General features: G+C 39.8%; 21 protein-coding genes and 1 tRNA gene. 1 reads left to right on the top strand and 21 read right to left on the bottom strand.

Features of this window, described 5'->3' with window-relative positions:
• Positions 1–223 precede the first annotated feature (223 nt).
• From H6779_05030 to H6779_04950, 17 genes are all read right to left on the bottom strand, one after another.
• Positions 224–1,150 (bottom strand): SPFH domain-containing protein, encoded by a 927-nt coding sequence (locus tag H6779_05030; protein USN87731.1) that lies wholly within the window; start codon positions 1,148–1,150, stop codon positions 224–226.
• A gap of 382 nt (positions 1,151–1,532) precedes the next feature.
• Positions 1,533–2,204: a queuosine precursor transporter gene (locus H6779_05025; protein ID USN87730.1), complete on the bottom strand. Its 672-nt coding sequence runs from the start codon at positions 2,202–2,204 to the stop codon at positions 1,533–1,535.
• 284 nt (positions 2,205–2,488) lie between these two features.
• Positions 2,489–3,061, bottom strand: a complete 573-nt coding sequence (locus H6779_05020) for an alpha/beta hydrolase (protein ID USN87729.1) — start codon at positions 3,059–3,061, stop codon at positions 2,489–2,491.
• A 144-nt stretch (positions 3,062–3,205) separates the two neighbouring features.
• Positions 3,206–4,186 carry a virulence protein RhuM/Fic/DOC family protein gene (locus H6779_05015; protein ID USN87728.1) on the bottom strand — a complete coding sequence of 327 codons (981 nt, stop codon included), beginning with the start codon at positions 4,184–4,186 and terminating at the stop codon, positions 3,206–3,208.
• A 218-nt stretch (positions 4,187–4,404) separates the two neighbouring features.
• A tRNA-Gln gene (locus H6779_05010) sits at positions 4,405–4,475 on the bottom strand.
• A 319-nt stretch (positions 4,476–4,794) separates the two neighbouring features.
• Positions 4,795–5,415 carry a histidine phosphatase family protein gene (locus H6779_05005; GenBank protein USN87727.1) on the bottom strand — a complete coding sequence of 207 codons (621 nt, stop codon included), beginning with the start codon at positions 5,413–5,415 and terminating at the stop codon, positions 4,795–4,797.
• Positions 5,416–5,437: 22 nt separating this feature from the next.
• Positions 5,438–6,067: a histidine phosphatase family protein gene (locus H6779_05000; GenBank protein ID USN87726.1), complete on the bottom strand. Its 630-nt coding sequence runs from the start codon at positions 6,065–6,067 to the stop codon at positions 5,438–5,440.
• Between the two features lie 9 nt (positions 6,068–6,076).
• Positions 6,077–7,111, bottom strand: coding sequence for a DNA polymerase III subunit gamma/tau (dnaX, locus tag H6779_04995; GenBank protein USN87725.1), 1,035 nt, complete (start codon positions 7,109–7,111; stop codon positions 6,077–6,079).
• Positions 7,112–7,129: 18 nt separating this feature from the next.
• A complete protein-coding gene (locus H6779_04990; GenBank protein ID USN87724.1) occupies positions 7,130–8,005 on the bottom strand; it encodes a D-alanyl-D-alanine carboxypeptidase in 876 nt (291 codons plus the stop codon).
• A 98-nt stretch (positions 8,006–8,103) separates the two neighbouring features.
• The gene (locus H6779_04985) at positions 8,104–8,526 is read right to left on the bottom strand and encodes a hypothetical protein (GenBank protein ID USN87723.1); all 423 of its coding nucleotides are present in this window, start codon (positions 8,524–8,526) and stop codon (positions 8,104–8,106) included.
• A 31-nt stretch (positions 8,527–8,557) separates the two neighbouring features.
• Complete coding sequence (locus H6779_04980) at positions 8,558–8,899, bottom strand: hypothetical protein (protein USN87722.1); 342 nt, start codon at positions 8,897–8,899, stop codon at positions 8,558–8,560.
• Positions 8,900–8,967: 68 nt separating this feature from the next.
• Positions 8,968–10,008, bottom strand: coding sequence for a tRNA-dihydrouridine synthase (locus tag H6779_04975; GenBank protein ID USN87721.1), 1,041 nt, complete (start codon positions 10,006–10,008; stop codon positions 8,968–8,970).
• An 81-nt stretch (positions 10,009–10,089) separates the two neighbouring features.
• Positions 10,090–10,518 carry a hypothetical protein gene (locus H6779_04970; GenBank protein ID USN87720.1) on the bottom strand — a complete coding sequence of 143 codons (429 nt, stop codon included), beginning with the start codon at positions 10,516–10,518 and terminating at the stop codon, positions 10,090–10,092.
• 166 nt (positions 10,519–10,684) lie between these two features.
• Positions 10,685–11,485 carry a hypothetical protein gene (locus H6779_04965; GenBank protein USN87719.1) on the bottom strand — a complete coding sequence of 267 codons (801 nt, stop codon included), beginning with the start codon at positions 11,483–11,485 and terminating at the stop codon, positions 10,685–10,687.
• A gap of 22 nt (positions 11,486–11,507) precedes the next feature.
• Positions 11,508–12,275, bottom strand: a complete 768-nt coding sequence (locus H6779_04960) for a hypothetical protein (protein ID USN87718.1) — start codon at positions 12,273–12,275, stop codon at positions 11,508–11,510.
• Positions 12,276–12,738: 463 nt separating this feature from the next.
• Positions 12,739–13,638: a hypothetical protein gene (locus H6779_04955; GenBank protein ID USN87717.1), complete on the bottom strand. Its 900-nt coding sequence runs from the start codon at positions 13,636–13,638 to the stop codon at positions 12,739–12,741.
• A 237-nt stretch (positions 13,639–13,875) separates the two neighbouring features.
• Entirely contained in the window at positions 13,876–14,808 is a 933-nt protein-coding gene (locus tag H6779_04950; GenBank protein USN87716.1) for an IS30 family transposase, read from the bottom strand.
• Between the two features lie 210 nt (positions 14,809–15,018).
• On the opposite strand from H6779_04950, the gene H6779_04945 reads away from it, so the two are divergent.
• Positions 15,019–15,174 carry a hypothetical protein gene (locus H6779_04945; GenBank protein ID USN87715.1) on the top strand — a complete coding sequence of 52 codons (156 nt, stop codon included), beginning with the start codon at positions 15,019–15,021 and terminating at the stop codon, positions 15,172–15,174.
• 848 nt (positions 15,175–16,022) lie between these two features.
• Here the strand turns inward: H6779_04945 and H6779_04940 are convergent.
• The 4 genes from H6779_04940 to H6779_04925 all read right to left on the bottom strand — a co-directional run bounded on the left by H6779_04940 (position 16,023) and on the right by H6779_04925 (position 18,766).
• Complete coding sequence (locus H6779_04940) at positions 16,023–16,361, bottom strand: tRNA-binding protein (protein USN87714.1); 339 nt, start codon at positions 16,359–16,361, stop codon at positions 16,023–16,025.
• A gap of 1 nt (position 16,362) precedes the next feature.
• The gene (serS, locus tag H6779_04935) at positions 16,363–17,628 is read right to left on the bottom strand and encodes a serine--tRNA ligase (GenBank protein ID USN87713.1); all 1,266 of its coding nucleotides are present in this window, start codon (positions 17,626–17,628) and stop codon (positions 16,363–16,365) included.
• A gap of 69 nt (positions 17,629–17,697) precedes the next feature.
• The gene (locus H6779_04930; protein ID USN87712.1) at positions 17,698–18,255 is read right to left on the bottom strand and encodes a methyltransferase domain-containing protein; all 558 of its coding nucleotides are present in this window, start codon (positions 18,253–18,255) and stop codon (positions 17,698–17,700) included.
• A gap of 106 nt (positions 18,256–18,361) precedes the next feature.
• The gene (locus H6779_04925; GenBank protein USN87711.1) at positions 18,362–18,766 is read right to left on the bottom strand and encodes a hypothetical protein; all 405 of its coding nucleotides are present in this window, start codon (positions 18,764–18,766) and stop codon (positions 18,362–18,364) included.
• Positions 18,767–18,795 lie beyond the last annotated feature (29 nt).

Here is an 18,795-nt window from a genome sequence, read left to right as displayed (position 1 = left end):
GTAAATAGGGTCAGCCAGTAAATGAGTAAATGAGTAAATGAGTAAATGGGGTCAGCCACCATTTTCACCAACCACCCTCAAACCCCAGCATCAACAATCCTTATCGCTCCACCTTCTTCACAAACCAAACCTATCCCGAGGGTTACCCTCGGGACAAAATAAAGTAAAAACTACAAAAACATAAATAAATCCCCGAGGTTGTCGGGGATTTAACAATGAAATTTTAATCCATTGATGTACTTATTGTTGGTAAGGCTTGGCCATAAACCAGCATACAACGAGGTTTATTACCTTGTTGATCATTATCTTTTAGATCTTTTGCTGATTTACCGCAAACGTTTTCAACCATCTGCAGTTCTCTGATTTTTAAGTACTGCTCAGAAGTTATACCAAGTTCTTCCATATATTGTTTATCTGCATCAGCTGCAGCCTTTTCTGCATTCTTTCGTGAGATTTCAGCCTGCTCTCTTTCTGCTTCTGTTCTCACTCTTTGTATTTGCTCTGCAGTCCTTTCCATAGAGTCTTTTACACCCTGTGGAGGTATCGCTCTTCCTAAAGCTATATTCACAACCCTGATTTCAACACCTCTGCTTTCCAAAAAACTATTAACGTAAGAAACAAGAGATTCTTCTGTGTCCTTACTGGCAGAAGATGTCTTACCTTCCATTGTTTGACCTACTACATACTCGTCCATTGCGTAAGTCTTTACCTTATCGCGAAGGTGACTCATAAATTCACCTGTTGGCCTAATTAAAACACCTTCTTGTGTGTAGGTGCCTTGTAAGACAAACTTGTTAAATGTATGTGTGACTCCTCCACCGTACTGACTAAGCATTTTCCACACAGTTTCCGGACTAGTTGATTCTATGGTTACGGCAATGTCAAAATCTAAAGGTACTTTATCTTTTGACATTAGATCATCTACAGATATCCGTATCGTTTGTGGTGCTATGAATACTTTGTGAATATCTGAAGTGAGCCAGGTAACAACTCTACCTTGCGGTTCAACATGTTCTCGAAAACCTTCATTTCCAAAGAAAAAGGGTTTATCTTGGATAACACCAACTTCACCTCCGTTAATTGACTCTGTTGAACAGCCGGACAAAAATATTGCTACGAAAATTAAAATTGCACATAGTTTTTTGTACATTTATTTCTCCTGTTTGTAGGCGAAATTGCCAACCATAAGATAACACAAATAATGTCTTATGTCAACCATTACGGCTGGCACCTGTGCTAATTAAAATCAAGTAAAATAAAGAAAATAACGGAGGTGCGACCTTAAAGAGGAGTGGTGAGAGCAACGGGAAAAGGTGGTTCCTCAGTTATTTTCTAAAGAAATTAATTAGCACAGGTACCACGGCTACATCACCCACCCTCAAACCCCAGCACCAACAATCCTTATCGCTCCATTATCCTTACAGACCCCGAGGTCCATCCTGGGGGAACCCCTAGGATGGACCTCGAGAGAATTAACACTCTAATGTTAAAACATTATACTTATCCTCATTTTCCTATTACTACCGTTTACTTTACTTCTTTTTAATCAGATAACTTAAATAAACAAAAGGAGTATCAATAACAGCCACCACAAGCTTTGCTACATACCCAGTTATAATAAGTTGTACAATTACTACAAATGGAAGTACTCCGACAAATGCAATTGAGAAAAATATAACAGAGTCAATCGCTTGAGAAACCATAGTACTCAAGTTGTTGCGAAGCCAAAGAAGTCTCGGACCAGTTTTTGAATGAATTAAATGATAAAACCAAATATCAAAGTTCTGAGCGACAAGGTATGCCGTTAATCCTGCCAAAGCAATTCTGGGGCTTGCTTCTAACGCTTTTCTCATCGACTCACTAAGAGACGCTGTGTCAGAAATAGAATCAAATGATAAAACTAACTGCGTTATAACTACAAACAGCAATGTCATTGTGAATGCAATCCATACAGATTTATAACCTTCTTTCTTTCCATAATGCTCAGTAAGAATATCTGTTGCTAAAAAAATTGCTGCATATGTAACAGCAGCCGCACTTGCAACAAAGCCAAATAATGGAATAAGCAAAGATGATGTAAAATTCACAATAATCATGTTCGCTGCAATTGCAGCGAACAACCACTCCTTTCCAAGTCTAAATGCGAAAAGAATAAGTGCGAGGTCAATTGATAAAATTAAAAAAAAGATAACTTCATTTGGCATGTTATTTAAGGTTGTAAATAGAATATTTCCATTATTATGAATAATTTTAGCAACTATACTATACTAGATTATACAGGGAAATAGCAGTAATGGGGTCACAGAAACAGGTTCAGCCACCATTTTCGCCAAACACCCTCAAACCCCAACATCAACAATCCTTATCGCTCCGTAATCCTCACAAACCAAGTATTTACCACGAGGTCCAGCCTAGGAGCAACTACAATTATCCAACCCTCCTCTCATCACTCCTTCGTGTTTTACTCAGTAAACAACTACATAAATGCTTATTTGAGTAAAGCAGTAGCAAGTTCGGGAAATTCTCTCGTGCGCATAGAAGAAAAAGTGAAGTGTCCCATGTTCTTCATCTCAATCAAATTGCTTTTAGGTAGTTTTTCAAGAATATTTCTAACACTTTCATGAACAGCACGATCGTCATCTAAAGAATTAAAGGTGTATATTCCTTTAGTTCTTTGAACCAACTCAGGGTCTATTTCGAAGTCAAAAAAACTATTATCGTCTCCCAGTTCATTATCTGGATCCATCCATGGAGCAACAAGAACCAACTTACCGACCGATAATTTATTTTCACTAAGCCAGCGTAGTAAAAATCCTGCCCCGCAACTATGTCCAATAAGGTCTGTTTGCTCATCCACCTTGAATTGAGAGAACAGTGAAAACCATTTTTCATAATTTGGAGTATAAGGCTCAGGCATTTCGGGGGTTTGAGCTAAAATACCATTTACAATAAGCTGTCTTTGAATCCAAGGTAACCAATGACAGTTAGATTCAGCGTCGTTTTCTGGATTAAAATATCCTTCCTTGCCAGGCATTCCGTGAATAATGATTGCTGTTTTCATGCATGTAAGTATATCAAAAGCTGGTGTAGATTGAGAACCTTTTAACACTTTGATTCCATATATTCCTTGGCAGTATCTAAGTCTACCCATACCTGCCCATCAACACCCACATCACATTAGCTACTTTAATATTAAAAACTCCCACTACTTCAACATTTGAGTTACCAAAGCAACAATTTGATCCTTTTGCTTTGGATCACTTTCTGCAATAAGAAGAGTTAGGGTTGTGAGGGCTGCTGGGTTTATATTTTTAGCTCCACGTACACCTGTCTTTCTAAGAAACCATACAAACGCAAAAGCACCAGACCTTTTATTTCCGTCGATGAATGGGTGATTCTTGACCATAAAATATAGAAGATGAGCAGCTTTTTCTTCTACTGTAGAATATACGAACTTTCCATCAAAAGACTGCATAACATTTCCAACAATACCTTCCACATCTCCCTCTCTACGTTCAGACGCAAATATATCAGCAGCCTCACCTTTACGCACAAGTTCGTACTTAAGCTCATTGATCGCATTGCGTAAATCCGCACCCACAAGCGTCACACGCTTTTTGGTCACCCCTTTGATTTCTAGAGATTCTTTGTCATATGCATCAAGTGAAACCCACGTTGAAGCAAACTCCTTAATAAGTTCAAGTACTGTCTTAGGGTCAAGAGTGACATGTTCAGGTAGTAGTGCCTGAACGTCCGCTACAGCCTTCATAAAAATATCGTAATTATGTCCTATTCGCTTACGATTTATAGTGTAACCCTTGACAATATGTTCACGAAGTGTCTTGGTGGACCATTGACGAAATTGAGTCGCCTTCTTACTGTTTACTCGATAACCAACCGAAATAATCATATCTAGATTATAGTGATTCATTTCACGTTTAACCGTACGCTTCCCTTCAGTTTGAACTATCCGGAATTTCCGGATAGTTGACTTCTCAAACAGCTCCTCAGTCTTATAAATATTTTTTATATGCTCGTTTATAGTACGTACATCAACATCAAATGCTTGTGCAATCTGAGCTTGAGTCGCCCACAAAGTCTCTTTCTTCGCATCCCCACGCAATTCAAGCGCACCAGACTTTGTTTGGTAAATGACCATTGGACCAATCTCTTTCTTTTTTGGCATAGCAATATCAGTTTATCACAATAATTTTGTACATAGACCATATAAAAACTTCCAAAAATAAGGTAGAAGCTATTCTTTTTACATTTGCTGCCGGACAGGGACTCGAACCCCGATAGACGGTACTAGGTAAAAGTCTGGGAGACTGTTTTACGGAGTCCTAAAACAACAAACAATGTGAGTGAGAAAAACAAAAGAGGTATTTTAATTCCCGACCATCGCTGCCGGACAGGGACTCGAACCCCGATAGACGGTACCAGAAACCGTAGTCCTACCATTAGACGATCCGGCAGCGATAGACATGAATATTTAAAATACCTCTTTTGTTTCCGTACGAACGCAGTTTGTATGTTCACATACCATTAGACGATCCGGCAATGTTGTTTGTTGTGATTTATTATTTGCTCATGGTTTATTTCAACCAATCAAAACCGATAGACAGTACTAGGTAAAACAGTCTGGGAGACTGTTTTACGGAGTCCTACTACCAAACGATCCGGCAAAAATAAATCTGTGCTACAAATAGTGCACGTCGCACTATAGTGCCATAATGAGCGTAAGTTTCAAGTGTAGGATATGCACTATGGTTACATTAGTTACTCAGGATTATTTTACTTAACCCTATCAGACACAATTTCCCAGTGGCAACCACCCTCAGAATGCACGTGACGCAGATGAATCATACTAGTATTAGGCATGGTAAATACCTTCCAGAGACGCTTCATCGCTCGCCAAAAACTCATTCTTTTTTCAACACAAAGGTGCTCAAGAAAGATATTGATAAAAACTGAGTGCGATACTACAACTACTCGCGCATCGTCTGGCAATGATTCTAAATACCGCTTAGCTTCAATAATACGTCCAAGGAAAGGGGTATAGGTTTCCATCTCCCCTTTCAACTTATAATCAAAAAACCAATGCCACATATACTGGGCTGAAATAAGGCTAAAATGACTACTGCCAATGAGCCAGCTTGGTCGCCGTATCTCTTCAAAGGCCGTGCTGGTCTCTGGTATCAGGTCTAGTTCACAAGTGATTATAATCAGTTTCGCTGTCTCCACTGCTCGCAAATTGGTACTGGTCACAATATGAGTTGGGTTGATTCGCTTTATAGCTTTAGCAATCGCTTTAGTTTGCGCCGTACCGATCTCATTTATATCGGTCTTGTCGTGCTGGTGTCGTCTGGCGACATTTCCATCAGTCTCTCCATGGCGTATAAGGTAAACATCCATATTTTCTTAATTATCTAAATTATTATTCTGCAAAATGTGCCTTATCATTAAAGCTCTCAAGTTGCCAGTGACCATGCTTATCATTAAACACAAGGGATGTTATACCGGTATTTGTCGTTATAACGTTATTCATCACTATCCGCCACACAAGGGGATCTGGTTGTTTTTTCATCATCACATAAAGTGTAATTAACTTTGTCATCCGAGCGTGTGTAATTAAAACAAAATCGCCGTCACTTGCCTCAATTAATGAAAAGAGTCCTTTAATCCTTTCAAGTACGTCGTAAAAATTCTCACCGTCACCCATACGCCAATTTTTATCCGCCACATTTTCATCGGCTAATTTTAGATAGGCACGGTATTCGGGTGAACTACTTGGACTATTTTGGTACTGACTAGGACGACGCATTTCTCGCAGCAACTTTGAAGTTTCAACTTTCTTCTTAGTTTTGGCGGATATATACTCAGCTGTCTCTACCGCCCGCTTGTAATCACTGGCTAGCAGATGGTCAAACTTAAGATGACAAAAACGTTCAGCCAGGGCCTCCGCCTGTTTAATCCCCTCTTCTGACAAAGCCGAATCAGCTGTTTGTACTAGACCCTGTGCATCGCTATTAGTCAATCCATGCCTAACTATATATACCCTTCTCATAATAAAAGATTAAACCTTCTCACAATGCTCCACCACCACAATCTCCAAGGGTAAATACGGTAGTGGTGAGCGGGTGGACTGTTCAGCGGCGGTAATTAGCTTCAATAGTAAGTGGGAGTTTAGAGAATTAGTCGCTTCTTTGGCAAAACCATTAAGTAAAGTCTGAGTATCGGTATTGTACGATTCCAGGACCGATTGATCTTGAGGTCGATTACGCAGCAACATTACAGCTCGTACGTGTTCTAGAAGAAGTTTTAGTAAGAGTTTGACGTCCGTGTGGCAGGCGGTTGCTTTAGCAACCGCCTCTAGACCCAATTCGACATTCTTATCATGCAGTGATCGTAGCAAATCAGTGATAATTTCACGCTTTGGTGCGCCAATGATTTCAGCTACCTCATCGACGTCACCAATCTCATCTCCCGAAGCCATAATCACCTTTTGTGTCACACCCAAAGCATCACGAAAAGATCCGTCGGCCGCAATCGCGATCAAGGCAGCCGCTTCAGTGGACAGAGTGAAACCTTCTTTCTTCGCCACATCAGTCACCGTATCGGCCAAGACCGCACGCGATGGAGAGCGGAAACGAAAAACCAAACAGCGAGACAGAATAGTGTCGAGAAGTTTTTCTTCCTCAGTCGTCGCTAAAATAAACACCACGTGCGCTGGTGGCTCCTCTAGAGTCTTAAGGAGCGCGTTAAATGCTTCTTTGGTCAGCATGTGCACCTCGTCAATAATGTATATTTTGTATTTTGATTCGTACGGGACGGTATGTACCGCTTCTTTTAGTTCGCGCACGTCGTCGATACCACGATTGCTAGCAGCGTCGATCTCGTAGAGATCGACGCTCTTAGTACCAATAGCTTTGGCAAATATACGCGCCAGCGTAGTCTTACCAGTACCGCGAGTACCCGAGAAAAGTAAGGCGTGGGGTATCTCACCCTTCTCAATCGCTCCTTCTAAAACTTTAACAATGTGATCCTGATCACGTACGTCGGCAAATGTCTGCGGACGGTACTTTCTATATAACGCTCCGTGTTCTGTCATAGAGACTAGTATAACAGATTATTCATATTTAACCGCCTGAGCAACAAACTGACGAAGAGTAGCAACATCAGAGCGTACATCATCACTACCAAGCACCACATAACCAACCACTCTTTTTCCAGTTGTGAAATCCTCATTAAATAGAGAAACTATGGTACGATTAGCGGCTTCGGTGTAGCCATGCTTGCCACCCACATAATCACTTCCTAAGACCGGATTATTATTTACCCACCCAGTGTACGGACCAATGTACTGTGACAGTTTTGTGATATCCAAAACATGAGATTGGTTTTGGTATAAATACGAAGTAATTAACGCTAAATCACTGACAGTCGACACATTCCTACTTGATAATCCAGAAGCGTCTGCAAAAGAGGTATTAGCCGCTCCCAGACCTTGCGCAAAGGAATTCATAGCACTTATTAAGTCACCACCAGTAACTCTTTCAAAGACTGTCGCCGCGTCATTTGATGACTCCAAGAGTAGCGGGAAAAGCAGCTCTCTATAAGTATATTCTTCACCTACCTTTAACTTACCCGACCGCCCCTCAGTGTCGACATCAGCCTTAGTGATCGTTGTCATTACTCCTAGATCAAGATCATCATTAATTACACTAGCGGTCACTAGCTTAGTTACCGAAGCAATCGGAAGCTTTTGATTACCATATTTAGACTTAGTGACCAAGATTTCACCAGTTATAGCGTCAAAAATAGCAAAATCAGCCACCGGTAATTCTGAAATTTCTCTTTTCGCATCTTCAGCAATCCAAAATTGTGGCTCAGCGAAAGAAGCAGCGGCTGAAGCCAGTTGCTGATTAGGTAATACACTGTCGTTATTAAACAGCATTAAAACGGACACAACTAAAAAAGTAACTAGACCCAAAGTTCTATGCATAATAAGATTATAATAACATCTGTGATTCAGGATGAAAAACAGGGTGTGTATTTAAAAAGAACCGCGCCTACGGCGCGGTTCTTTTTAAATCTAATAATTTATTCCTTCTTAGCTGCTTTTTTAGCTGGAGCTTTCTTTGGTGCTGCTTTTTTAGCTGGCTTTTTCTTAGCCGGAGCTTTCTTTGGTGCTGCTGTCTTAGCAATTTCAAGCCAGTGTTCTTTCATTTCTTTTTTAAAACCAGCCAAATCTGTTTTAGTGGCACTCTGAATATTGGCATATGAAGTACCAACGGTATCAATTAATTTTTCGTACTCTTTCTTGGTCATGTCTTGCGTATTCTCAAGCGCTTCCAAAACATCTGCTTTTGCTTTGAACATCCAACTCTTTACCGCCTTGCGGTTCTTAGCCGCTTTTTTACTACCATACATAAAGTACGCCCCGACAGCCGCTGCCACCGCTCCCAGTCCTACTGCCACTCCTAGTCCGTTATCTTTATTACCCCCCTTCTTGTTTGTTGCCATACTTAAATTTAAATATTAAAAATTATTAAAATTATTCATCATCTGCGTCTCTTACTCTAGCCCTTCTCTTTCTTGAAGATCGCCTTTTTGGCCGATCCTCTTCCTCATCGTCGTCACTATGGTAAGAATTGCTAAAGCCCATAAAGAGTGCCAGGAGACGAGAAATAAACCCACCATTCATAAACTGCGCTCTAAGATCAGAGATATCACCAGCCAAGATTTCACTTCCAGCTTCAATTTTTTCAATAATACGCCTGATAGATTTGATTATCCTTAGAACATGATAGAGAATAACAGAAATCAATATCATAAAAACAACCGTCGCTACAGTAGCAACAAAGAAAAAAATGTTGGCGTGCAATATTTCATCCATCTTCAGTATATTCTAACAAGTATTCAAAGTAGTTATGTAAAACAGTGGTGGAAAACCCTGCACAGCAATTACCTGGTTAACAGAAAATCTCCAACCACCTCTTTTACCTCACCCGCGGTATTTTGTTCCATTAACTTATTTCTAAGTTCATGCGCTCCAGGAAAGTCTTTAACATAGGCTTTGTAATGTTTTTTCATAATAGAAAAGTTTTTGAAAGGTAGAAGTCCAGCAAATAATTCCGAGTGTTCTACCATCACCCGTAGTTTTTCTTCTATAGGCACATTACTAGCGTCTTTTTCCGGATGAAATAGCCACGGATTACCAAAAACCGCTCGACCGAGCATTACTCCGTCAGCGTCAGAAAGCTCCGCTTTCTGGCGCGCATCTTCGAGCGACAAAGCATCCCCATTACCAACAATCAATGTCTTATGTTCAAGACCCTTTTGTAGTTCATCACGAAGCTCAACCGCTCGCTTTATCCTTTCCCAACGTGCTGGTACTTTACTCATTTCTTTACGAGTCCGGCCATGAAGGATAATAGTTGCAGGTTTTTCTTCCAAGATTACCGGCAACCATTCCTCCAGCTGGTCACGGTTGTAGCCAAGGCGAGTTTTGACTGACACCGGAATTCCGTCTATCTCACCCATCTTTGCCCCACGCTTGGCCGCCCGAATAATCTTCTTTGCTACTTCTGGATTTTTTATCATCGCTGAGCCACAACCCTGCTTTTCGATTGACCGATCTGGACAACCCATATTGATATCCACCCCATCAAACCCCAGCTCACGACATAGCCTAGCCGCTGCCTCCATATGTTCTTCATTGCTAGTAAAAAGCTGCGCTACAATCGGTCGCTCTGTATCAGTATAAATGAGATCGGCCATTAGCTTCTTTTTTCCCTCTGGAGTCGCTCGCGCCAAGCCATCTGCCGACACAAACTCAGTAAAAGTCACGTCAGGACCACCGTCGGTTCCATCTGCCCGCTTATGCGCGCTGTATTTGGCGATCACACGCCGAAAAGGCGCGTCCGTAACATCCGCCATCGGCGCCAATATATAAAAAGGTTTTGGTAACTTTTCCCAGAAGTTCATAGATGTTTGTTTTACCATAATTCAAAAGGATATTCTATAGAAATAATAAAAAATCACACAACCAGCTAAGTCATGTGATTCGTTAATTAAAAGGATGAATTATTCAAGTTCATAAATCTCAGAGGTATCTAAAACCTCTTTTACTCTTTTCATAACCTCTTCCTTTCTTTGTAGATCTATAGTTATTTTTTCGAAAATGGAATCGTATTTCTTAGCATAATGCCTAGTAACGTTTCTTCTAATTTTCAAAAGTTTTTTACATACATTAATTTCTTGTTTAAGCTTTTGTGCGGCATGCATACGCATACTTTTAAAACTATATTCACTATTAAAAGTATAGGTATGTTCATTATTATGACGTTTTAATCTACGATATTCAGCTTCGTTATAATCTTTTACACCATTCAATTTACGGTATTCATAAATAAGTTTTGAAGCCGCTTTTATAAGCTCATCATCAACCAAAACAACTTCTACCCCTCCCATTCCATCTATCACAAGCTCTATGCTGGGCCACTCGTCTTGCATAAACTTAGCATAACCAAAAAACATTAAGGTACTCCTTTTTAAAAATACGCCTGATATAATCACATTATTTATTAAAACTGTCAATGACGTGTCTACCATTTAAGAAAAAACAGCACCTCGCCAAAAAGCACGAGATGCTGTTCACCTTTTAAAACTTATTGTTTTCTTAATAAACAAACTGAAGGCGGACAAAGGTTCCTGAAGGTACCCCTTCCACCAAAGAATGTTCATGGTCCAAAGTTATCGAAAACTTATCAGAAGGATCCGACAGCCTGATACCATTAGTCCACCAAATACTCTGCTTTTGACGATAGATTATTTGAGTATGAAGTTCAACACCCTTAAATACTTTCCAGCCTACGAACAGATGTCCAATTTTTTTCAACAATCCACCCTCTTTTGCCAAATGAACAGCACCATAAGCATCAAACTTATCTGAAAACTTATAAGTACCATCAATCCCTACACGGTAGAAACCTTGCCCAACTTGAAAAGAAGGAGCTAGAGAAGAAGAATTTATTTCATACTGAATCCTTCCCGAAGCTTCCAATCCACCAAAACTACCTGGATCCGAAAAAGCTACTCCGCTTCTAGTAGAAATATCCAGTACAGCGCTTGTAGTATCTGAAAGATTGCCGAGTGTTTGTATTCCCCATGCATGTAAATTGTATGGAGAACCTGGATAATTAACTGTCCTTAATTTAAACGGTGGTGGTGTAGAAAAACCAGCCCCGAGAAACAATCGCCCCAACCTATGTTTCCACGAACCAGTATCGTACTGAAAGTAAGCCTGTCTTAGGAAATTACTTCCCGACTTATCAATATCGATAAGCTCTACTTCACCCCGAAAACCAAATGGAGTTAGGGTGTTTACCGTAGTACCTAGACGTGTAGTCCTTGCAAAAAAACCGTCGCTCAAGCTTGGACCAGTCACAATGTCAGCAAAAGCATAATTATCAAGCTGCACAGATGATTCATCTTGCTTAGGCCTACCTTTTTTTATCAGCCGCCTTCACTAGACTAGACATTGGCAATATAGACACTAATACAGAGATTAGACCACCAACAAACCTGCACATACTTCGCAATTGCTCAGCTCTAAGAATGTTTCTTGGGTATTTCCATACACCAACAAACCATATCAAAGACCACAACATCACCCTCCAAAGCTCCAAAGCAACACTAAGTCCTTTTTGATAAAGACGAAGCATAAAAAAGAGCATTGCAGGCACGATTGTATGAACGTACGCCTGTAGAAACAAAGGTTGGACTGTCGAATAGTCAATTACAGGATACTTCTTTACCCCTCCATCAGTACGAGTCAGATAATCCTTACCAGCACTCATCATTTTATCTACTCCGAATTCAGCCTGGTAGTACTTTTGAAGACTACTAAATTCATACCGGTAGTGAGACAAAACCTCTTGATAATACTGAAGTTTTTCAAAGCTATAGCCTTTTGTTCTTGCCTGCCACGTCATTTTTGCAATAGACTGTTCAGATTTCTCTATTAGAAAAAGAGTTTCGAATTTTGCTTCTGGACGACTTCCAACACCATTATCCAGTAAGCATCTTATCTCACTCAAATTATCCTGCAACTGAACCAAACTAATGTCTGGTACAAGCGCATACATTTCTTCCGTTGCTTTGTCTTTCTGTCTGGAATACTCAGTAAACACAGGTTCCCAGATCTGAAAAAATGTAAATACAAACATTAAGTAGATAAAACAGTAAGTCAAAGTACGATTAATATCCATATCAGTCCTCCTTTTTAGGATATTTAGAATTATTTTCTACATTTACATCTGCCAAAAAAGTACACTTAATATCGAGCAGTGTCAATATAATATGAAAACGCTGGTTTTGATTTGTTTAAAACCAGCGTTTACTTTTTTATCTCTAAATTTACAAAAAACCACACTCTGCCAACTCACTAGAATCATATTCCTTATTTCTTCTATTCCAATGATATTGTGCTTTATGCTCTGTATCCCACTTCCCAGACCGCGTCCTACAACAACCGCACTCAACCCAAAAGTCCGTTCCGTTACCACCAACCTTTGGTTCACTTTTTATCAAAACCACTTCCTGGCTCTTATAAAGTTGTGGAGCGGCACAGTGAGGGCATTTGTTTAGTTTAAGCTTCATTATCTAAGACCTCCATCCAGACCAAGCTGTGTAAAGAATAGTTTATTATCACTGAGTGTCAACTTCTCCCAGTTATTCCTCCTCATCCACTTCTTCCAGCAACTCAGACATTTCTTCGTTCACAGGATCGGTACTACTGGCCACTTCATCCTCCACACCCACCTCTTCATTAACATACAATTTCTCGCCGAAGCGCAGGTCGACATACTTAAAATTACCGGGTTTTAGATGAGTAAATTCCTCAGAGCGGATAAGGGTTTGAAAGTAATCGAAAGTCTCAATCGGATCATCTGTAAGAGAAGCACGAAGTTCACTGTCACCGGACAATGAATAAAATACATCGCGAACCGCATCAATCTCAACCCTGTTTACATACCAATCAATATCTTTTAGTAAGTCAACCATCTTCTTTGTGCTCAAATAATCCAGAGTGGTAGTGATGTTTTCTTGTGCACGAGGCCCTTCGCCCGCTTTGTAGTAGCGAAGAAGACTTTCACCGGCTAGAGCCGGGGCTTTGCCGAAGGCAAAGCCCCGGTCATCTAGAAAGTGACACTCGCCGTCGTCTTCATCACACCACAATGCGTCTGGCTCATATTCACTAAAAGTTATACGGATCTCTGTTCCCGAAACTCTTTCCACCGCCACATCCTTAATACGTTCAATTTCCTGTACCTTTTCTATGATATCTTCTTGAGGATAAAACCAAGAAAATTGCCGTGGCACTAAATGCCAATATTCACCAACCAATTCCTGCGCAGCTATCTTTTTAACTGTTTCCGCACGAATCGTTTGACCGTCGGACACAGTCACATCGCTAATCGTTAAGGAAGAAACACGAGTACCATACCAAACACCGGTAATTATAAGACCAAGTAGAGTAAACAAAAGCACCCCTAACGCAATCTGCTTAATAATAAGCCACTTCTCGGGTGCTAAATAGGTCTTTTTTTTCTTCGCACGACTAAACTTCATCCGCTTATGTTATCACACGAAAAGTGTGTGGCGGTAGCTGAATATTCAGAGTATATAGAATACTAGAAAGGCACCTGTGCTAATTAATTTGTATAGAAAATAACCGAGGAACAACCTTTCCCCGTCGCTCATCGCTCCTCTTTAAGGTAGCACCTCCGTTATTCCCTTATTTTACTTGATTTTAATTAGTCTAGTTACCAATACACTCTTGAATCACCACCCTAATTGCACAGACCATCACTTCCAAAATATCTGATGTGGAGACTTGAAATTATGTCTCTTTCTAGGACGATGATTTATACGACGAACCGCTTCAGAAAGTTCTTGTGGAGTAATGGTGTTGAAATCCAAGTCTTTCGGAAAATATTGTCGAAGTAGCCCGTTAGTATTTTCATTGGTACCACGCTCCCAAGAGTGGTATGGATAAGCAAAGTACACAGTCATACTCGTTTGTTTCTCAAACCGTTCCCAGTCACTGAACTCGGTACCGTTATCAAAGGTAGCGGTCTTTCGTTTGTTTTTGGGTATACGCCTGAATTTTTCCACCGCCAGTTTAGTGAGTAAAGTAGCATTTAATTTTGGCAGAAGATACGCAATTAGATACCCGCTTCTGCGATCAACGAAGGTGACAATACGTACTCGTTTGTCTCTTCCCAGCATAGTATCTCCCTCCCAATCTCCCAAACGGGAGCGACGTTCAATAATGGGCGGTCGTTCATCAATACGACGTTTCTTGGCTCTTTCACGAACTTTTTCACGTATTTTGGTGCCTCGTTTGCGCCGATACTTGCCTTTCTGAGAACGAAGAAATTGTTTAAGGTGTGGAGCTCGTTCGTTAATGTATCGGTAGATAGTGCTCGCAGAGATGTCATCACGTACTCCGACTATCTGTTCCGGTGAGTAGTGTTGTTTTAATAATCGTTTCACTTCTCGTAATAATACTCCTTTGAGTATTCTAGTACCTTCCATAGCAATGATACGTGCCTGTTTTTTCTTTCTGCGAACCTCGCGAGCATCGTATCTATCCCGACCACCATACGCTTTAATATGTCTATTAACCGCACTTGGATCTTTGTTGATAATGTGCGCAATCTCCACTCCTGAGTATCCCGCTTTGAGCATACGTGAAATAACCGGCCAGTCTTCCGGTCCTATTTGTTTGTGTGACATACAAAAGCAGTATGTATGTCATCTTGACCTGTGCAATTAGGGTGCAAAGGATTGTGCAATTAGGGTGAGAATTCAGGACTTTACAGTTGCAATATTTAAAATTTGTGGTATATTGCCGTCAGCTGGTTCTTCAAATCAATTGCGCCCCATCTTTATTATTTTTGACACTTATTAATAACAAGTGTCGTCGGGGTCTTAACATCCACAAATATGTTTAAAGCAATTGGTTTTATTATAATTCTATGGGCTTTGTCTCACTTCTTCACCGAAGCATTTACCTCTCTTAACTCTGCCGCTGCGCAAAGTTTCAAAACCATTGAAACCGCCGCTGCCATCGCAGAGGTAAAGATGATAGAGGAATCATGAGACAAAGCAAAAGCCGGCACTGTATTTTTAGGAGCCGGCTTTTTCGTTTATTACCGTTTGTACTTTTAGGCTTATACTTACTTTAATAAAAAACAAAGTCCCCAATAAAAATATCAAGGACTTTAACTAGTTTTTGAACTAGAATTAGCGTTTATTTAGAGGAACTGGGTTCATATCCCGCCAGTGAACATACTCTGCATAATTAATTATAATCAGATAAAGAACATACCCGATAAATGGTAGCGGTGTGCTAAACCATGAACTAAGTATAAGACTCCCTGTGCATAAAAACACTATTGAATGTGCAAGGGCTATCCGGTTAGAGACCAATATCTTCAATATATTCATGTCTTCCTCCTTTTTGAGAGTTATGAATACTTTTGGTTTATACCACGATTCTTAAAATAAATCCAATAGCGACATGATTATCACTTTGTAATCTGGTAAATACAAGGACCAAAATCCTTGCCATCTTTTCAAAAACACCCTATTTGCTCAAAAAACGCTTTACATAATCTGTAGATGTGTTATAAATAAATCACAGTAAATTTCTACTGGGAGGCATCAAATGATCTTTAAATATGACTACAAGGCTTTAGCAGCACTTTTGTTACTATCAGTAATTATTCTTGTCGCACCAAAAAAAATTGCAGGATTTTTTGGCGAAGCCGAGATTGAGTAATGTACAAGGAGAAAGAAGAATGTTAGACCAATTTAAGGTAGTATTATCTGGAATTGCAATTTACATATTATTTATTCTCATTTGGTTATTCACCTCTCGCAAAGAGCGAGAGCAAATTGAATAAATTATTGTTGAACACAAACTCTCGGTTTACCCTGGGAGTTTTTTAACACAGCCTATCACCCACCCTTACCGTCTCCTTAGATGGAGTCACCAACACATACCCGTCACCAGCCTGATTTTTAAAGCCTAAAGTCAGAACCTCAGAGATAAACGGACCAACTTGTCTAGGTGGAAAGTTTACCACGCACGCTACTAAAAGCCCTTCCAGTTCCGTTTTTTCATAAGTACCCACGAGCTGTACACTCGAATTTTTCACACCTATTTCCTCACCAAAATCAATCTTTAGTTTGTACGCTGGTTTGCGCGCCTCCGGAAAATCCTGCACCTCGACAATCTTCCCTAGTCTGATATCAACCTTTTCAAAATCTTCAATTGTTGCCATACTATCCGATCTTATCCTTACCCATAAATGGTCGTAGCGCTTCCGGTATCACGATTGAACCGTCTTCTTGCTGGAAGTTTTCGATCAAGGAGACCAAGATACGCGGAGTTGGGATGGCAGTACAGTTTAGAGAGTGAGCGTAGCGCATCTTACCCTCAGCGTCACGATAGCGGATATTGAAGCGACGAGTTTGGAAGTCGTGGAAGTAGGAAGCTGAGCTGATCTCTCGATAAGTTTTCTCACCTGGTACCCAAAGCTCAATATCATATTTCTTCACTTGTCCTTGTCCCAAGTCACCACCACAGTTCACTACCGTGCGATACGGAATACCCAAAGATTCAATAAATTCTTCAGTGTTACGATTAATTTCTTCATGCAATCTTACACTCTCCTCGTGTGAAGCTTCACAAAAAACCACCTGTTCCACCTTGTTAAACTCATGTACTCGAATCAGACCCTTTGTGTCTTTACCATGACTACCGGCTTCTCGTCGATAACAAGGAGAGAAAGATAAGAATTTGATTGGGAATTGTGACTGCTCAATAATCTCATCAGCATAAAAGCCCATAGTCGACACTTCGCTCGTCCCGATTAAATAGTCATCGTCTTGAGTCTTATAGACATCCTCGGCATCGTTTGGTAGATGGCCGGTACCGTATAAATTACTTTTACGCACAATCGTCGGACCCAGCAGCGGTTCAAAGCCCTTAGCCTGAAAAAACTGATTGGCATAATTCCAAATCGCCCAAGACAAACGCGCTCCATCACCGCGCAAGAAATAGCCACGAAAACCATGCACCTTCACACCACGCTCAAAATCCGCTAATTGATGCTTAGTCATTAGCTCAACATGGTCTTTAGCCGCAAACGAGAACTTTGTTTGCTCCCCCCAAGTCTTGATTTCTTGATTATCTGCGTCACTATCGCCGTCCGGTACAGACATGTCTGGAATATTTGGGACCTGTAGCATCAGTTTTTGCCATTTTTTCATCACCGGCTTCAAGTCTTCTTCATTAATATGAAGATCAGTCTTTAGCTCCTGCATTTCTCGGATCAATTCATTTCGTTTATTCTCGTCAGCTCCTGACTGAGCAATTTCAGCTGATACACGGTTTTGTTCAGCCCGCTTCCCTTCAATCACCGTCATCAGCTCCCGCCGTTGGTCATCCAGACTGATTAACTTATCAATATCAACATTGATCTTCTTTTTCTTGGCTGCCATTTTCACCAAATCTGCGTTTTCGCGAATAAATTTAATATCTAACATAAATGCAATTATAGCCCTATTTTAATCTTTATGATTATACCTTAACCTGAAAATCTTTAAACTATAAATTTAATTTGTTTTTTCAGCAATAATACTAAAAACGTGCCAAAATTTTGCTTCACCAGAAGCCAATCTACCATTCTCCTTTTTTTCTCTGAATACATGGATATGATACTGATTAAAAAACTCCAACACTTTATCTTTTGTATAGAAAGACATGTCTTTATTTTTGGACCATTCATCACTATCACCAAAAAATTGACCGACAAAAATTCCTCCTAACCTTAGTGACTTAGTTATTTTATCAAACACTTTATGAAAACTATCTGGTGAATTAAAAGGTAATGAATATTGAGCATTTACAATATCGTATTTATCAGTGGAAAAAGAAAAATCCTCAAAAGTAGAAATTATTACATCCGGAATATACTTTTTAACTTCTAATGAACTATCTACACTAGTCACAGTAAAACCGTTTTCTCTTAAAAAAATAGTATCGTTACCTGCACCGCAACCTAAATCAAGTGCATATTTACCATTATTTACATAAGGCATGGCCTCAACAAGCAAGGGACGAGCGCTTTTTGTATTTGTATTTGAATAATAACTTGTCCATTTTGTATTCATAATTTGTATATATTATATATAAATTCACTCTCAACAAAAAAGTCAAGAGTGAAAATATTTTAACTAGGATTTACCCTCACAATTTGGATTCGGGCTACATAAACCATTAACAATCCCATAAACTATTTGGTTTTTCACCGAACATATCAACATATTTTTGTTTAAGTAATTGATTATCAAGTAAACTAAACATCTTGTCATCACTAAATGGGAAATGATGTAAAAAACGACCGCCAGTAATTTCACACATATCCGCATAGTCTTGCGTAAACAAAATATGTTGATGCCACAAAATATCAATCTTTGCAGGTGTAGGGAATGCTTGTTCCGGAAACGTAAAACATATAGCCAAATATCTTTTATACTCAGCTTCAATAGCGTCTATTTCAGAATCTGTACACAACCCTTTACTTACAACGTATTCTTTTATCTTTGATAAATCCCAAGTACGAACACGATCATATATTTGTTCTCCAGTAGTGAATAGCTTTAATATATTGGTACCATTCATAAGAATCTCCAAAAAAGAACGAGTTCAGT

The organism is Candidatus Nomurabacteria bacterium, assembly GCA_023898525.1.
Lineage (GTDB): Bacteria > Patescibacteriota > Minisyncoccia > Phycocordibacterales > UBA918 > OLB19.
Note: the sequence above shows the minus strand (reverse complement) of the source record. Positions and strands in the feature narration are given on the sequence as shown.

What these genes read in the sequence shown, in the direction of transcription:
- dnaX (USN87725.1), bottom strand. Translation starts at nt 7,111, where the DNA reads ATGACAGAACACGGAGCGTTATATAGAAAGTACCGTCCGCAGACATTT.
- H6779_04985 (USN87723.1), bottom strand. Translation starts at nt 8,526, where the DNA reads ATGGCAACAAACAAGAAGGGGGGTAATAAAGATAACGGACTAGGAGTG.
- H6779_05005 (USN87727.1), bottom strand. Translation starts at nt 5,415, where the DNA reads ATGGATGTTTACCTTATACGCCATGGAGAGACTGATGGAAATGTCGCC.
- H6779_04925 (USN87711.1), bottom strand. Translation starts at nt 18,766, where the DNA reads ATGAATGGTACCAATATATTAAAGCTATTCACTACTGGAGAACAAATA.
- H6779_04940 (USN87714.1), bottom strand. Translation starts at nt 16,361, where the DNA reads ATGGCAACAATTGAAGATTTTGAAAAGGTTGATATCAGACTAGGGAAG.
- H6779_04960 (USN87718.1), bottom strand. Translation starts at nt 12,275, where the DNA reads ATGGATATTAATCGTACTTTGACTTACTGTTTTATCTACTTAATGTTT.
- H6779_05020 (USN87729.1), bottom strand. Translation starts at nt 3,061, where the DNA reads ATGAAAACAGCAATCATTATTCACGGAATGCCTGGCAAGGAAGGATAT.
- H6779_05015 (USN87728.1), bottom strand. Translation starts at nt 4,186, where the DNA reads ATGCCAAAAAAGAAAGAGATTGGTCCAATGGTCATTTACCAAACAAAG.
- H6779_05025 (USN87730.1), bottom strand. Translation starts at nt 2,204, where the DNA reads ATGCCAAATGAAGTTATCTTTTTTTTAATTTTATCAATTGACCTCGCA.
- H6779_05030 (USN87731.1), bottom strand. Translation starts at nt 1,150, where the DNA reads ATGTACAAAAAACTATGTGCAATTTTAATTTTCGTAGCAATATTTTTG.
- H6779_04930 (USN87712.1), bottom strand. Translation starts at nt 18,255, where the DNA reads ATGAATACAAAATGGACAAGTTATTATTCAAATACAAATACAAAAAGC.
- H6779_04990 (USN87724.1), bottom strand. Translation starts at nt 8,005, where the DNA reads ATGCATAGAACTTTGGGTCTAGTTACTTTTTTAGTTGTGTCCGTTTTA.
- serS (USN87713.1), bottom strand. Translation starts at nt 17,628, where the DNA reads ATGTTAGATATTAAATTTATTCGCGAAAACGCAGATTTGGTGAAAATG.
- H6779_04955 (USN87717.1), bottom strand. Translation starts at nt 13,638, where the DNA reads ATGAAGTTTAGTCGTGCGAAGAAAAAAAAGACCTATTTAGCACCCGAG.
- H6779_04980 (USN87722.1), bottom strand. Translation starts at nt 8,899, where the DNA reads ATGGATGAAATATTGCACGCCAACATTTTTTTCTTTGTTGCTACTGTA.
- H6779_05000 (USN87726.1), bottom strand. Translation starts at nt 6,067, where the DNA reads ATGAGAAGGGTATATATAGTTAGGCATGGATTGACTAATAGCGATGCA.
- H6779_04975 (USN87721.1), bottom strand. Translation starts at nt 10,008, where the DNA reads ATGGTAAAACAAACATCTATGAACTTCTGGGAAAAGTTACCAAAACCT.
- H6779_04970 (USN87720.1), bottom strand. Translation starts at nt 10,518, where the DNA reads ATGCAAGACGAGTGGCCCAGCATAGAGCTTGTGATAGATGGAATGGGA.
- H6779_04945 (USN87715.1), top strand. Translation starts at nt 15,019, where the DNA reads ATGTTTAAAGCAATTGGTTTTATTATAATTCTATGGGCTTTGTCTCAC.
- H6779_04950 (USN87716.1), bottom strand. Translation starts at nt 14,808, where the DNA reads ATGTCACACAAACAAATAGGACCGGAAGACTGGCCGGTTATTTCACGT.